15 protein-coding genes are annotated in these 14,589 nt (G+C 68.6%); 7 read left to right on the top strand and 8 right to left on the bottom strand.

Annotation, left to right across the window (positions count from 1 at the left end; translation table 11 throughout):
* From MRY84_RS03540 to MRY84_RS03530, 3 genes are all read left to right on the top strand, one after another.
* Positions 1–1,247: esterase-like activity of phytase family protein (locus MRY84_RS03540; protein WP_291504375.1), on the top strand; the 1,247-nt coding region annotated here is incomplete at its 5' end.
* Positions 1,248–1,324: 77 nt separating this feature from the next.
* Positions 1,325–2,029 carry a riboflavin synthase subunit alpha gene (locus tag MRY84_RS03535; RefSeq protein ID WP_291504374.1) on the top strand — a complete coding sequence of 235 codons (705 nt, stop codon included), beginning with the start codon at positions 1,325–1,327 and terminating at the stop codon, positions 2,027–2,029.
* A 19-nt stretch (positions 2,030–2,048) separates the two neighbouring features.
* Positions 2,049–2,555 carry a GNAT family N-acetyltransferase gene (locus MRY84_RS03530; protein WP_291504373.1) on the top strand — a complete coding sequence of 169 codons (507 nt, stop codon included), beginning with the start codon at positions 2,049–2,051 and terminating at the stop codon, positions 2,553–2,555.
* Here the strand turns inward: MRY84_RS03530 and gcvA are convergent.
* Entirely contained in the window at positions 2,528–3,427 is a 900-nt protein-coding gene (gene gcvA / locus MRY84_RS03525; protein WP_291504372.1) for a transcriptional regulator GcvA, read from the bottom strand. The genes MRY84_RS03530 and gcvA overlap by 28 nt on opposite strands.
* 83 nt (positions 3,428–3,510) lie before the next feature.
* On the opposite strand from gcvA, the gene MRY84_RS03520 reads away from it, so the two are divergent.
* Positions 3,511–4,443, top strand: coding sequence for a DMT family transporter (locus MRY84_RS03520; RefSeq protein WP_291504371.1), 933 nt, complete (start codon positions 3,511–3,513; stop codon positions 4,441–4,443).
* Between the two features lie 65 nt (positions 4,444–4,508).
* Positions 4,509–4,997, top strand: a complete 489-nt coding sequence (locus MRY84_RS03515) for an NUDIX hydrolase (RefSeq protein WP_291504370.1) — start codon at positions 4,509–4,511, stop codon at positions 4,995–4,997.
* A gap of 23 nt (positions 4,998–5,020) precedes the next feature.
* Here the strand turns inward: MRY84_RS03515 and MRY84_RS03510 are convergent, their stop codons facing one another.
* Both MRY84_RS03510 and MRY84_RS03505 read right to left on the bottom strand, forming a co-directional pair.
* The gene (locus MRY84_RS03510; protein WP_291504369.1) at positions 5,021–6,022 is read right to left on the bottom strand and encodes a tripartite tricarboxylate transporter substrate binding protein; all 1,002 of its coding nucleotides are present in this window, start codon (positions 6,020–6,022) and stop codon (positions 5,021–5,023) included.
* A gap of 17 nt (positions 6,023–6,039) precedes the next feature.
* Positions 6,040–6,951, bottom strand: a complete 912-nt coding sequence (locus MRY84_RS03505; protein ID WP_291504368.1) for an N-formylglutamate amidohydrolase — start codon at positions 6,949–6,951, stop codon at positions 6,040–6,042.
* Between the two features lie 116 nt (positions 6,952–7,067).
* Here MRY84_RS03505 and MRY84_RS03500 point away from each other — a divergent pair, with 116 nt between their 5' ends.
* A complete protein-coding gene (locus MRY84_RS03500) occupies positions 7,068–8,069 on the top strand; it encodes a LysR substrate-binding domain-containing protein (RefSeq protein WP_291504367.1) in 1,002 nt (333 codons plus the stop codon).
* On the opposite strand, the gene MRY84_RS03495 is transcribed toward MRY84_RS03500, so the two are convergent.
* From MRY84_RS03495 to MRY84_RS03475, 5 genes are all read right to left on the bottom strand, one after another.
* Entirely contained in the window at positions 8,056–9,036 is a 981-nt protein-coding gene (locus MRY84_RS03495) for a tripartite tricarboxylate transporter substrate binding protein (RefSeq protein ID WP_291504366.1), read from the bottom strand. The genes MRY84_RS03500 and MRY84_RS03495 overlap by 14 nt on opposite strands.
* 193 nt (positions 9,037–9,229) lie before the next feature.
* Positions 9,230–10,411, bottom strand: coding sequence for a tricarballylate utilization 4Fe-4S protein TcuB (gene tcuB / locus MRY84_RS03490; RefSeq protein WP_291504365.1), 1,182 nt, complete (start codon positions 10,409–10,411; stop codon positions 9,230–9,232).
* Complete coding sequence (gene tcuA / locus MRY84_RS03485) at positions 10,398–11,936, bottom strand: FAD-dependent tricarballylate dehydrogenase TcuA (RefSeq protein ID WP_291504364.1); 1,539 nt, start codon at positions 11,934–11,936, stop codon at positions 10,398–10,400. The genes tcuB and tcuA overlap by 14 nt, the downstream gene beginning before the upstream one ends.
* 188 nt (positions 11,937–12,124) lie before the next feature.
* On the bottom strand, positions 12,125–13,105 hold the full coding sequence (locus MRY84_RS03480) for a LysR substrate-binding domain-containing protein (RefSeq protein WP_291504363.1): 981 nt from the start codon (positions 13,103–13,105) through the stop codon (positions 12,125–12,127).
* Between the two features lie 147 nt (positions 13,106–13,252).
* Positions 13,253–14,080, bottom strand: coding sequence for an IclR family transcriptional regulator C-terminal domain-containing protein (locus MRY84_RS03475; RefSeq protein WP_291504362.1), 828 nt, complete (start codon positions 14,078–14,080; stop codon positions 13,253–13,255).
* Positions 14,081–14,185: 105 nt separating this feature from the next.
* On the opposite strand from MRY84_RS03475, the gene MRY84_RS03470 reads away from it, so the two are divergent.
* Positions 14,186–14,589, top strand: a 404-nt coding sequence (locus MRY84_RS03470; protein ID WP_291504361.1) for a tripartite tricarboxylate transporter substrate-binding protein, incomplete at its 3' end; no start/stop codon positions are given.

The raw sequence follows: 14,589 nt of genomic DNA, 5'->3' as shown, positions 1-14,589 counted from the left end.
TGCCGGCACAGACCGTGATCGCCGCGCCGCCGGACGCGCCGCAGGACCTGCAGGCCAGCGGCAAATTCACCACCGCGCGCCGCGTGGACGCCGTGGGCACGGTGATGGGCCAGTCCGGCGGGCGCAGCACAGGCGTGTCGCTGCCCTTCCAGGGCCAACCCATCCAGGGCCACTCAGGCATCAAGCGCATGGCCGACGGGTCGTTCTGGATCCTCACCGACAACGGCGCGGGCTCCAAGGCCAACTCGCCCGACTTCATGCTGCACCTGAGCCACTACGGTGTGGACTTTGCCAGCGGCCAGTTCCAGCGCCGCCAGACCGTGTTCTTGCACGACCCCGACAAGAAGGTGCCGTTCCGCATCACGCACGAAGGCACTGAAAAACGCTACCTCACGGGCGCCGACTTCGACCCCGAGAGCTTCCAGTTCGCCGGTGGCGCACTGTGGATTGGCGATGAGTTCGGCCCCTTCCTCATCAAGGCCGACCTGAAGGGCAAGGTGTTGGCGGTGTTCGAGACCAAGGTGGACGGCAAGGTCGTCCGCTCGCCCGACGCCCCCGGCGTGCTGATGCCCGGCGCGCCCGATGCCAAGCCCACGCCTTTTGAGGTCAAGCGCTCCAAGGGTTACGAGGGCATGGCCTCCAGCAAGGACGGCAGCAAGCTCTACGCCCTGCTCGAAGGCGCGCTGTGGAACGAAGAGGCCAAGGCGTATGAGAACGTGGGCGGCAAGCAGTACCTGCGCGTGCTCGAATTCGACGTGAAGACCGAGCAATGGGCCGGCCGCCACTGGAAGTACGTGCTGGAGGCCAACCACCACGCGATTGGCGACTTCAACATGATCGACAACACGACAGGTTTGATCATCGAGCGCGACAACGGCGAAGGCACGGCCGACAAGGCCTGCCCCGAAGGCCAGAAGCGCGCGGACTGCTTCCACGACCTCGCCAAGTTCAAGCGCGTCTACAAGGTGGAGATGAGCGACGCCAACGTGGGCGGCGAGATCCGCAAGGTGGGCTACATCGACCTCATGAATATCCAGGACCCGCAGCGCCTGGCCAAGAAGCCGCTGAACAACGGTGTGTTGACCTTCCCGTTCTTCACCATCGAGAACGTGGACATCGTGGACAGCACGCACATCGTGGTGGGCAACGACAACAACCTGCCCTTCAGCAGCAGTCGCGACCCGAACAAGGCGGATGACAACGAGCTGGTGCTGCTGGAAGTCGGCGAACTCTTGCGCGCCAAGTAACCCGGCACCAGCGCGCGGTGGGGGCCGGGTGGCAAAATTCCCGGCTCCCGTTCCAACGCTCCACAAGCCGCGCCACCATGTTCACAGGCATCGTCCAAGCCACGGCAGGCATTGCCGCCATCCACGACCGCGCGGGTCTGCGCACCTTCACGCTCGATTTTCCCGAAGGCTTCTGCCAGGACCTGGCCATTGGCGCCAGCGTGGCTACCGATGGCGTGTGCCTCACGGTTACCGAGATTCTTTCGCCCACGCAGGCCAACTTCGACGTGATGCTGCAGAGCCTGAACATCACCACGCTGGGCAGCTACAGCCAGGGCGACCGCGTGAACGTGGAGCGCGCGGCTAAGGACGGCGCCGAGATCGGCGGCCACCCGCTGTCCGGCCATGTAGACTTCACCGGCACGCTCATCGAGCGGCGCGAATTCGACAACAACCTGGTGTGGCGCGTGGCCGTGCCCGAGGCGTTTCGCCGCTATATCTTTGCCAAGGGCTACATCGCCATCCACGGCGCGAGCCTGACGGTGGCCGAGGTGAACCGGCAAGAGGGCTGGTTCGAGATCTGGATGATCCCCGAGACGCGCCGCGCCACGGTGTTTGAGGCCAAGAAGGTGGGCGACCGCCTGAACATCGAGATCGAGCGCAGCACCCAGGTGGTGGTGGACACCGTCCGCGAGGCGGTGCAGGAAAGCTTGGGCCGCCTGCAGCCCGTGCTGGAGGCGCTGCTGAAGGAAAAGGGCTTGTCGCTCGACGACTTTGTGCAGGCGCCTGTACTGCCGCACTGATCGGCGCGCGGCTTTTTTCATGTCCACAGTGGTGCGCCCCCTGGGGCTGAGCGACCTGCCTGCGTTGCTGGCGGTGCAACTGGCTTGCTACGGCGAGGGGTTTGTGGAGAGCGGCGAAGTGTTCGCCCGCCGCCTGGCCAACCCCGCCAATTGCTCGCTTGTGCTGGAGCAGGATGGCCGGGTGTGCGCCTACCTGGCGGCCTACCGCAGCGTGCGCGGCAAGGTCACCCCCCTGCATGGCGACTTTGAGACCGTGGCCCAGCCCGACACGCTGTACCTGCACGACATGGCGGTATGGCCCCAATGCGCAGGCCAGGGGCTGGCCCGTGCGTTGCTGCAGCCCCTGTGGAACCAGGCACGCTCCGGCGGCCTGCGGCACACGGCGCTGGTCTCGGTGCAGGGCTCGCAGGCGTACTGGGAGCGGCACGGCTATACTGTGCAGCCGCTGGCCGATGCCGCACAGCGAGAACGGCTGGCGAGCTACGGGGATGGCGCGGTCTACATGGCGCGTGCACTCATTCCCTGATTGGCGCTGCGCTGCGTCACGATCCAGTCGCGGAAACGCCGCAGCTCAGGGTCGATCAAGGTTTCGGGCCGGTACACCAGGTGGTAGGCCAGCGGCGTGGCCAGGGGCTTGCAGTGCACGCACACCAGCTCGCGCGAGGCCAACTCCTGCTGCACCAGCGCACGCCGCGCCAGCGCAAAGCCCCGGCCCGCCACGGCGGCCTCGATGGCGGCATTGTGCGCAAAGACGATGCCCCCCTCGCAGTCCACGTTCGCCACTCCATGTGCCTCGCACCACAGCCGCCAATCGCCTCGGTGTTCGTCGTGCAGCAGCCGGGCGCTGGTGATGTCGGCCACGCGCGCGGTCTTGCGCGGTGCCAGCAGGCGCGGGCTGCACACGGGCACCAGGTCGTCGGCCACCAGCACCTCGGACTTCAGGCCAGGATAGACGCCCTGCCCGTGGCGCACGGCAAAGTGCACGCCCTCGGCCGCCAGGTCCACCGCGCGGTTGGTGCTGCCCACGTGCACGTCCATGTCCGGATGCAGCTCCAAAAAGCCGTGCAGACGCGGCACCAGCCATTGCACGGCAAAGCCCGGCGTGCAGCTCACCAGCACCGCATGGCGGCGGTTCGTCGATGCGATGCGCGAAGTGGCATGCCCGATCACGGCCAGGCCCTCGGCGCAGGCGGCCTGGTAGTCGCGCCCGGCCGCTGTGAGCGCCAGCCCGCGCGGCTGGCGCTCAAATAGCGCACAGCCCAGGAAGGCTTCCAGCTTGCGCACCTGCTGCGAGACGGCGCCCGGGGTGACGTGCAACTCTTCGGCCGCACGCCGCACGCTCGCGTGGCGCGCCGTGGCCTCGAAGAAGCGGACAGCGATCAGGGGAGGCAGGCGCATGGCGGCAGCTGGATAGTTTGGCTAAACAGCTGTCGAGAATAAATGGTTTGCCGTGGATCTTTCCTGCATTGAAGATCCGCCGCATGAACCTTCCCAGCCTGCTCCGCTTTGTTGCCCTGGCCGCCCTGTGGGGTGGCAGCTTTCTGTTCATGCGCATTGCAGCGCCGGTATGGGGCGCGGTACCCACCGCTTTTGGCCGCGTGGTGCTGGGTGCCGCCGGGCTGCTGGCATTGCTGGCCCTGGTGCGGCTGCGGCCCGCGTTCCAGGGCAAGCTCGGCGCCGCTCTGCTGCTGGGCGTTTTCAATTCGGGTATCCCTTTCCTGATGTTTGCGCTGGCCGCCCGCGTACTGCCGGCGGGCTACAGCGCCATCCTCAACGCCACCACGCCGCTCATGGCCGTGGTGATCGGCGCGCTCGCCTTTGGCGAACGCATCACCTGGGCTCGCGTGGGTGGGGTACTGCTGGGCATGGCAGGTGTCGCGGTGCTTGCGCAGGCTGGGCCGGTGGCGCTCACCATGCCGGTGCTCGGCGGCATTGCGGCCTGCCTGGTGGCCACAGCCTGCTATGGCCTCTCGGGCTTGCTGACGCGGCGCTGGATCACCCAGCGCGGCGGGCTGGACAGCCGCCTTGTGGCTCTGGGCAGCCAATGGGGCGCGGTGCTGGCGCTGGCGCCGTTCGCGCTGTGGGAGACCGCGCAGCAGCCGATGGCTACCTGGCTCTCGGCCGGCCCTGCCGTCTGGAGCGCCATGCTGGCGCTGGGCTTGCTCTGCACCTCGTTCGCCTACGTGCTGTACTTCCGCCTCATTGCGGACGTGGGGCCGGTGAAAGCACTCACCGTGACGTTCCTGATACCGCTGTTCGGTGTGGGATGGGGTTGGCTGGTGCTGGGCGAGGCGGCCACCCTGGCCCATGCGGCGGGCGGCGTGCTGATTGGCCTGGCACTGTGGCTGGTGCTTCGGCCCGCGCAGGCCGCCGCAGCACCCGCCGCGGCCGGTACAGCGGCAGCGCGGCGCTGAACAAGAAGCCGTGCGCGCAAGGCCTGGACAGTCCGGCGTCATGCCGGCTGGTCATAATGCGCGCCATGCCCCACCGCTGGAAACCCAACGTCACCGTGGCCGCCCTCATCGAACGCGAGGGCCGCTTTCTGCTGGTCGAGGAAGAAACCACCGACGGCCTGAAGCTCAACAACCCGGCCGGCCACCTGGACCCGGGCGAGTCGCCCGTCCAGGCCTGCGCGCGCGAGGTGCTGGAAGAGACGGCGCACGACTTCGAGCCCACGGCCCTGATCGGTGTGTACCTCAACCGGTTCACCAAGACGCGCACCGGCGACGACATCACCTACCTGCGCTTTGCGTTTGCGGGCACGCTGGGCACACACCACGCGTGGCGCACGCTGGACACCGGCATCGTGCGCGCGGTGTGGATGACACCCGATGAGATCCGCGCCTGCCCCGAGCGCCACCGCAGCCCGCTGCTGCTGCGCTGCCTGGAAGACTATCTGGCGGGGCAGCGGTTTCCACTCTCGCTGGTGCATACCGACATTTCGGTGACCGAACCTGCGGCCGAGTGAGCCCTGCGCACGCCAGCACTGCGCTACTGCTCCAGCGCAATCTTGTGGGTCTTGACGATGTTCCTGTAGAACTGGAAGCGCTGCTGGATCTCCTGGCGGAATTCAGCAGGCTTCATGGCTTCCGGGAGCATGGCACCCCGGTCATTCCACGCCTTGTGCGTGGCCGGGTCGCGCAGCACCGTGCGCATTGCGTCGTAGAGCTGCGCAATGATGGGCTCGGGCGTCTTGGCGGGCGCGGCCAGGCCCGTCCAGGACGTGAGGTTCAGCTCCGGCAGCTTCAGCTCATCGAAGGTCGGCACGTCGGGCAACTGCGGCGCGCGGATCGGTGACGCCACGGCCAGCGCGCGCAGGCGGCCGTTATGGATCATGCCGAGGTTGGACGAGAGGTTGTTCCAGGTCATGTGCACCTGCCCCGCCTGCAGGTCGGCCAGCGCAGGGCCGGCGCCCCGGTACGGAATGTGGGTGATGGCCAACCCCAGCTTGGCCTTGAGCAGCTCCATGCTCAGGTAGGCCACTGAAGCATTGCCCGACGAGGCGTAGTTCAGCTTGCCAGGGTTCTCCTTCACATACTTCACGAACTCCGCAAAGTTCTTGACGGGCAGGCCCGGGGTGACCAGCAGCACGTTGGCCAGGCGGTCAATCAGCGTGATGGGAGCGAAGTCGTTCACAGCGTCATACGGCAGGCTGGGCGTGAGGATGGGATTGATCACGTGGGTGGTCTGCGAGGTGACGACGAGCGTGTAGCCATCGGGTTGCGCCTTCGCCACCTGCGTGCTGCCAATGGCACCGCCGGCCCCGCCCTTGTTTTCCACGATCACAGGCTGCCCCAGGACCCGCCCGAGCCGGTCGGCAATGGCGCGGCCCGCACTGTCGACCGACCCGCCGGGCGGGAACGGCACCACCAGCGTGATCGGGCGGGTGGGGTAGCGGCCCGGCGCCTGGGCGAAGGCAGCAGGCAGGGCCATGGCGCCGGCCAGGGCGGTGCTGGAGCGGATGAAGCGGCGGCGGTTCACGGTGGTGGGCATGGTGGCGTCCTTGGGTTTCAGTGGGCAATGGCAACGGAACTGGGGGTGGGGTGTGCAGCACCGGCGTGGCGGACGTAGGCGGCCACGTCCTGCAGCAGGCTGGCGATGTCCTCACGCACGCAGCTCGCGCGGGGCAGCAACTCCCGCGTGTGTTCGTCCAGGTACAGCGCGCGGTTGATTTCGACCTGCAGGCTGTGGTGCCCGCGCGATGGCGCGCCAAACTGGCGCAGCAGGTCCTGCCCCGCATAAGGGTCATTGATGGCCACCGTGTAGCCGCGCTGGCGGAAGCCCTCTGCAACCCGCCCGGTGAATTCGCTGCCGCAGCTGCGCCCGTTCAGGTCGCCCAGCACCACGTCGGCCAGGGGGCCGGGCGCCACGCGGCCCAGCCGCTCGTAGGCGTTGCTGGGCATGGAATGAAGGTTCAGGTGCCAGCGCGGGCCCTGCGCGCTCGCGGCTTCCAGCACCTCGCCCAGCGCCTGCCGATACGGGCGCCAGTAGTGCTCGATGCGGTGCGCCACCTCTTGCGCCGACAGGCGGCGCGCATAGATGGGCTGGCGCGCGGGGGTGTGGGTGGCCACCAGCCCCATGCCCAGCTCCAGGGTCCGTGCGGTCGGTGTGGTGGGGCCCGGCCAGGCGTCCGCCAGCATGGCGGGGTTGATGTCCTGCACGTCGCGGTTGGGGTCGATGTAGCTGCGGGGGAAGGTGGCGTGCACCAGGGTGCCGCCCGCCTGGGGCACAGCGTCCCACAGCCAGTGCACATGGGTATCCTCGCAGCGGCGCAGGTCGGCGGTGGCCACCGCGTAGCCGAAGTCCGCGGGGTAGTCGGTGCCGCTGTGGGGTGAGTCGCAGACCAGCGGGAGGGCCGCGGCGGCGTCCGGCAGCAACACCTGCACAGGTGTGGCCGGGATGAGGATTTCAGGAAGCTGCATGGTGAGGGAGGTGAAAGCGCGGTTCAGACCAATGAAGATGGCCGAAGCGTAGAGAGCCCCGGCTTTGCGGGCAAACGACAATTTCATCGCCACTGATAACCGGATGTAATCACCGCATGCAGTTCAAATCCCCATCACTGCCCGAGTTGCACGCCTTTCTGGCGGTCTGCCAGCTGGGCAGCTTTCGACAGGCGGCTGGGGTGCTCTTCGTGACCCAGGCCGCCGTGAGCCGGGCGGTGCAACGGCTGGAGCAGCGCCTGGAGTGCACGCTGCTGGACCGTACCGGCCCCCGGGTCCTGCCCACGGCGCGGGGCCGCGAATTCCAGCGGCTGGTGGAGGCCCACGTGGCAGGCCTGGAGACCGCCGTGAGCCGGTTTGGCCCGCGCCCCGCAAAACGTCGCCTGCGCGTCAGCGTGGTGCCGACCCTGGCCACCCGCTGGCTGGTGCCAAGGCTGGGACAGTTCCGCGCCCTGCACCCGGGCATCGATATCGAACTGCGGCCGTTCCACCACGATGAAGATTTCACGCGCGACGACGTGGACCTGTGGATCGATGTGAAGCGCCCTGCGCGCGCCTGGCCGCGCGGCATCCGTGCGCGCTACCTCACGGGGCGCGAGATCCTGCCCGCCTGCACCCCGGCGCTGGCGGCCAAGCTGCGCGAGCCGCGTGATCTGCTCCAGGCCACGCTGCTGCAGCACATCAACTTCCCCGGCAACTGGGCCCTGTGGCTGCGCCAGGCTGGCGGCGTGGATGCGGAGCCGGTACTGGGCCCGGGGTTTGACCTGGGCAACAACCTGATCGTCGCCGCCTGCGCCGGCATGGGTGTCACCGTGATCCAGCCGCTGCTGATCGAAGCCGAGCTGGAATCAGGCCAGCTGGTGCTGCCGTTCGCCCAGGCCGTGAACACGGGGCGCGGCTACTACCTGTGCAGCCGCGCCGCACTGGCCGAGAACGAAGCGTTTGCGCAGTTCACGCGCTGGCTGCTGGACGAGGCCCAGGCCGGCACCGCGCGGCTGGGGCTGGCATCGCGAGAACGCAGCGTGCGGCCAAAAGGTGGACCACGCCAGCCGCCCGGCGCTGACGGCGCACCGGAGGGGTTGCAGCTCAATCGGCCGTGAGCTTGCGCTCCCTGATGATGGTGGCCCACTGTGTGGACTCCTTCTTCATGAAGGCCACCAGTTCGGCGCGCGTGGTGGGCTGGGGCGTGAGGCCATGCTTGTTCAGCGCCTCTTTCACGCCCGCATCGTTCAGCACCTTGACGATCTCCTGGTTCCAGCGCTCCAGCAGCGGCACGGGTGTTTTGCCCGGCGCCACGAAGGCATACCAGTTGAGCGCCTCGAAACCGGGGTAACCCGCCTCGGCCACCGTGGGCACGTTGGGCATGTAGGCCGGCCGCGTGAGACCCGTGGTAGCCAGCGGGATCAGCTTGCCCGCCTCGATGTGCGGCAGGGCCGTGGGTGGCGCGGCAAAGTAGGAAGTAATGCGCTCGCCCAGCAGATCCTGCAAGGCGGGTGCTCCACCTTTGTAGGGCACATGGGTCATGTCGATGCCTGCACGCTGGTTGAACAACTCGCCCGCCAGGTGCGAAGCCGAGCCCGCGCCGGTGGAGGCGAAGTCCACGCTGCCGGGCTTCCTCTTGGACAGCTGCACGAATTCGGCGAGTGTTTTTGCGCCCGCGGCCTTGTGCACCACCAGCACGTTCGGAAAGTTCACCCCACCTGAAATCGCTGCCAGATCCTTGAACGGGTCGTACGTCAATTTCATCAGGTGCGGCGCAATGGTGAGCGGACCCACCGAGCCGAACAGCAGCACGCTGCCATCGGCCGCCGCATTGGCCACGAACTGGTGGGCGATGTTGCCACCCGCGCCGCCCTTGTTGTCCACCACCACCGACTGGCCGATGTTCTCGGAGAGCTTCTTGGCAATGAGGCGCGCCGCCGCATCGGCCGCGCCGCCCGCCGCAAAGCCCACGACCAGCGTGACGGGCTTCTTGGGCGGGAAATCCTGCGCGTGGGCTGCACCAGACAGCGTCGTGGTTGCCATGGCGAGTGCCAGAGCGCTCATCAAGAGGGTGCGTTTTCTCATGGGGTCTCCTTCATCGTGGGTAAAGCGGATACAAGACGAGCTACTGTCCTCGTACAAGGGCGGTCGCTATTGGCGCTGCCCGTGCGCGGGCTACCGTGCAAGGGCCGCCCCGCCGCACTGGTGGCGTCCCCCTTCCCGCGCGCAGCGCGAGAGAAGGGGGAAGGCGCGCAGTGCCACAGGGGGTTGTGTCATTTCAGTCGGAACCGAGCCCGATGGGATTGGGCTGGCGCTTTTCCACCGCATGGCGCAGCAGCGAGGCGGTGCGGAAAATGCCGTGCGCAAACTTGCCGTAGGGCATGGTGGCAAACAGTGCCATCACGGCACCCAGGTGCAGGCACAGCAGCAGCGGCAAGGCGGCGGTGCCGCGCGCGGCCCACAGGGCCAGGCCGCTGGTGGCGGTGAGGAACAGCAGGGCGATGAAGGCGCGATCCATGGGCTTTTGCGCGGCGTCGCCGTGTTGCGGGTGGCGGCGTTGGTTCAGCCGCCACAGGCCTGCGGTGCCAATCGCCAGACTGATGCCGCCCACGCCGCCCAGCAGCTTTGGCAGGCTGGGCAGGTCGTACGGTGCGGGCGCGCCCAGCAGGTAGTGGTACAGCGTCGCCACGCTGGTGGCCGCAAAACACAGCATGAAGCCGTAGAACGTGAGGTGGTGCATGCGCCTGCGTGACAGGGTGTAGGCATCGTCCTCGTTGTGGCAACCGTCGCCGTGGCCGCCGTCCAGGTACTTCAGGCGCAGCACCGCATCGGTGGCCTCCGCCGTGGCGGGGGCAGTCAGCGGTGCGCCGCTGGTGGCGGGCGTCACGTCGCGCCAGAAGCGGCGCACGCCCAGGGCCAGCGCGAGCACGGCGAACAGGAACACCGGCGCGAACAGGCCCACCAGCAGGTTGTGCGGGAAGATGCCGTAGAAGCCGCCCACGGGCGCGTGCCACAGCGCCGCCAGCCCTTGCCCGTGCAGCACCACGGCCAGCAGCAGGAACAGCGTGAGCCCGCCCACCAGCGCCAGCGCGAGGGTCAAGCCGTTGCGCTGGTACAGCTGGCCCAGCGCGGGCGGCCAGGCGTAGTCGGCATAGGTCTGGCCGCGCACCTGGGCCATGGCCTGCGGAATGTTCACCGCAAATTCGTGCGGCGGTGCGTACTGGCAGGCGTGCAGGCAGGCGCCGCAGTTGTGGCACAGGTTGGCGATGAAGTGGATGTCGGCCTTGCCGAACTCCAGCCGCCGCGTCATGGCCGGGAACACGGCGCAAAAGCCTTCGCAGTAGCGGCAGGCGTTGCAGATCTGCAGCTGGCGCGCCACCTCGGTCTCGGGGGCGGACAGCACGATGTCGCCATTCGCCAGCGCGCGGGCGTCGCGCGTCAGGGCTTCAAGCGCTTGCATGGTTTACTCCTGTTGTGCCGCCGGGCCGCCCCAAGGCACAACGCGCCCCCTCGCGGGGCAGCGCAGTACACGGAGTGACAAGCGTGGGGGCTACATTTTTCATAGCTTTTGGCGCTTGATGGATAAGCGCTGGAGCCTGTTTTGATGCCAAAGCCGCCTGCGTGCCCGCAATGCGGCCAAACGCAGTGCCAATGCTCATGCCCACGCCGGCCGTGTAGCCCTTGCCCAGCACGTTGCCGGCCATCATTTCGCCGGCCACAAACAGGTTGGGGCTGGGCTGGTTGTTGAAGCGCACCGCAGCCGTGTCGTCGGTGTGCAGGCCCAGGTAGGTGAAGGTGACGCCGGGCTTGAGCGCGTAGCCATAGAACGGCCCGGTGTCGATGGGCCGCGCCCAGTGCGTCTTGGCGGGTGCCACGCCTTCTGTGTGGCAGTCGTCCAGCGTGGTGTGGTCGAACGTGCCCACGCGGCAGGCGGCGTTGTAGTCAGCCAGCGTGCGCATGAAGGTGTCCTCGGGCAGGCCGAGCTTTTGCGCCAGCTCGGGCAGGGTGTCGGCCTTCACGCCCGGGAACACGGGCGGCATGAAGCGGCCGATGGCCTTGCTGTCGATGATGGAGTAGCCGATCTGCCCCGGCTGCTGCGCCACCAGGCGGCCCCGGATGGCGTAGCGCTTGGGCCAGAAGTCCTCGCCCTCGTCATAGAAGCGCTCGCCGTTGCGGTTGACCACCACGCCCAGCGACACGCAGTCGATGCGCGTGCAGATGCCGCCGTCGTACAGCGGCGCGCGCGCGTCGATGGCCACCATGTGCGCCTGCGTGGGGTCGCCGATGCGGTCGGCGCCGTGGTCTTCAAGCAAGTGCTTGAGCAACACGCCCTTGTTGTAGGCCGTGCCGCGGATCAGGAAGTTGTCGGCCGGCCACTCGCCGCGCTCGTTCTGGCCCCAGGCTTCGCGCAGCCATTCGCGGTTCGATTCGAAGCCGCCAGCGGCCAGCACGCAGCTTTTGGCGGCAATACGCTCGCCATTCGCCAGGTGGGCAGCGATGAAGCGGCGGCCGTCCATCTCGATGCGCTCCACGGGTACTTCGTAGCGGATCTGCACGCCCAGCTGCTCCGCGCTGCGGTAGTAGGCATTAACTAGCGCCTTGCCGCCACCCATGAAGAACGCGTTGGTGCGCGCCACATGCAGCGTGCCCGCCAGCGCAGGCTGAAAGTGCACGCCGTGGCGGCGCATCCAGGGCCGGCAGGTGCTCGACTCGCGGATCACCAGGCGCGCCAGGTGTTCGTTGGTCAGGCCGCCCGTCACCTTGAGCAGGTCCTGCCAGTACTCTTCTTCGGGGTAGGCATCGACCAGCACGTCCTGCGGCGCGTCGTGCATGCAGCGCAGGTTGCGGGTGTGGGCGGAGTTGCCGCCGCGCCAGGCGCGCGGGGCGGACTCGAGCAGCAGCACGCTGGCGCCCGCCTCGCGCGCCATCAGGGCGGCGCACAGGGCGGCATTGCCGCCACCGATGACCAGGACATCGACGCTCATGGGCGGCGGTCCCATGCCGTGCGCCGGCCGCGGGTGAATGAAAGGGGGTTGGGGCCCATGGGGTGTCTCCTGGCGCGGTCGCCGTGTCGTTCATCGGGGTGCGGCGACTGTAGGCAGACACGGGCCCGCCGTGCAGCGGGGCCGGGTCATGGGGGTATCACGGATCGTGATGGCTGTAGTCGGTGCGCTCAGGCGCCGGCCTTCTGTCCGCCGATCCACGTTGTGCCGAACCACTGGCCGGTAGTGACTAGCTCGCGCACGCAGTCCGTCAGCACCACGCGCGCGGCCAGGGCGGCGGGCGAGAGTTCCTCGTCGGGCAGGCTGCACAGCAGGTTGACGCGGCGGGCGGGCGCGTCGGTGAGGCGCGCGCATTGGAAGCGCTCGGCCGCGTCGGGGTAGCGGCCCATGGCCGCCCAGGGCTGCACGGTGGAGCCCAGGCCCGCATCCACGGCGGCCATCACCATGGCGAGCGAGTCCACCTCCAGCACCACGTGCGGCGCCACGCGGTCGCGGGCGAAGGCGGTGTCCAGCGTGCTGCGCAGGCCGTGCGGGCCGGTGGGCAGGATCAGCGGCTCCTGCCCCAGCTCGGCCACCGTCAGCGTCCCGGGCAGGTGCCGGCCGCCGGGGTGGCCCCGGTCTCGGGCGCAGATGAGGAACAGGTCTTCCTCCAGCAGCGGCGCCATGGCCCAGCGGCGCGCGCCCGTGGCCTGTTGCGCCTGGTGCAGGCGGGTATCGAACAGCACGGCCAGGTCCAGCTCGCGCGCATTGAGCATGGCGGTGAGGTGGCCGGACATGCTCTCGACCATGTGCAGCCGCACGTCGGGGTAGCGCGCGCGCATGGCCTGCATCAGCGGCAGGCCCAGCACACCCGCGGTGGTGGGCGCCAGGCCCACGGTGACGGTGCCCGACAGCCGCGCCTGCTGCGCGGCGCGCACGGCCTGGTCGGCATGGCGCAGGGTGAGCTGCGCCTCGCGGAAGAACGCCAGCCCCGCCTCGGTGGGTGCCACGCCGCGCGGCGTGCGCTGCAGCAGCCGCGTGGCCAGCTCGCCCTCCAGCCGCGTGATCTGCTGGCTGAGCGCGGACTGCACCACGTCCAGGTCCAGCGCGGCGCGGCTCATGGAGCCCAGCTCGACGATGCGCACGAAGTAGCGGAGTTGTCTCAGTTCCATGGAGAGCTTTCGGGGCAGGGAGCAGGCCATCACGGCGTGTGATGGCCCAATGTTCGCACGCGGTTCGGTATTTGAAAAAAAAGTGGCTGCAGCGCTTACTAAACAAGCGCAAAAAGCTATTGTTTTAATAGCAGTCTCTGGACACCACTAAACCCCTTGCGGCAGCAGTGCCGCCAGCGCTTCGCGCATCCAGCGCGCAATCAGCTGCTGGCGCTCGCGCGGCATGCGGTCTTCCGTGGACGCCACGCTGATCGCGGCCACGGGCTCGCCCGCCGCGTTGCGCACAGCCATGCCGGCCGCCAGCACGCCCTGGGTGGCGTGGTTGCCCACCACCGACCAGCCGCGCTGGCGCGTGGCGCGCACAAGGATCTGCAGGCGCTCGGGCGTCATGCCGCCGTAGCGCGGCAGCTCCTGCGCGTTAGCGGCGATGCAGGCCAGCGCCTCGGCATCGGGCAGCGCGGCCAGCAGCGCCAGGCCCGCAGCGCCCACGCCCAGCGGCTGGCGCGTGCCCACCTGGATCACCAGGATCTGCACCGGGTGCGTGCCCACATGGCGTGCAATGCAGTGCGAGGTCGGCCCCTCGCGCACGATGGCAAAGGCTGCGTCACCACAGGCGCGGCTCACGCGTTCCAGCACGGGGGCCAGGCGCACGGCCAGGTTGGGCTGGCCCGGGGGCTCGGCCAGGGCGGCCAGGCGCGGGCCCGCCACGTAGCGAAAGCGCCCACGCTGCGCCACATAGCCGCTCTCCATCAGCGTGGCGAGCAGCCGGTACACAGGGGCCCGCTCCAGCGCAGCGGCGCGGCACAGGTCCACCACGCGCGCGCCGTCGCGGCCGTGGGCCAGCACGGCGTCCAGCACCTGCAGGCCGCGGCGCAGCGTGCGGCTGCCGGGGTCTTCGACCGGCTCGTCGGGTGTGCGTGCGCTCGCACGTTCGTCCGGCTGCCGGACGTTCGAATTCGCAGGTCGGGAGGGCATGGGAAAGAATTTGTTCGTCAACGCCACCAGTGCGCAGTGTGCCGCAGAGCACCGCGCAGGGCGCCACGACGGCATTTTCTGCAAGAACCACTGGAGACAAACACCATGAACCACCCCGCCCTCGCCGCGCTGCGTCAGCGCACCGTCTCGTCGTCCTTGCCGCGCCGCGCCCTGCTGGCCCTGGCGGCCACTCTGGCCTGCGGCGCCGCTTTGCCGCTTCACGCGCAGCCCAATGCCTCGGGCTGGCCCGCCAAGCCGGTCAAGCTGGTGGTGGGCTATGCGGCGGGCGGCGCCACGGACGTGATTGCGCGCCTGGTGGCCGTCAAGCTCGGCGACCAGCTGGGCCAGCCGGTGGTGGTGGACAACCGCGCCGGTGCCAACAGCAACGTGGGCGCCGAGGCCGTGGCGCGCGCGCCGGCCGATGGCTACACGCTCTACGTCTACACCATCGCCAACACCATCAACGCCACGCTGTACCCCAAGCTGGGCTACGACCCGGTCAAGGACTT

The organism is Acidovorax sp. (assembly GCF_022763525.1).
Taxonomy (GTDB): Bacteria; Pseudomonadota; Gammaproteobacteria; order Burkholderiales; family Burkholderiaceae_C; genus Acidovorax.
This window is presented reverse-complemented; position numbering and strand designations above follow the sequence as displayed.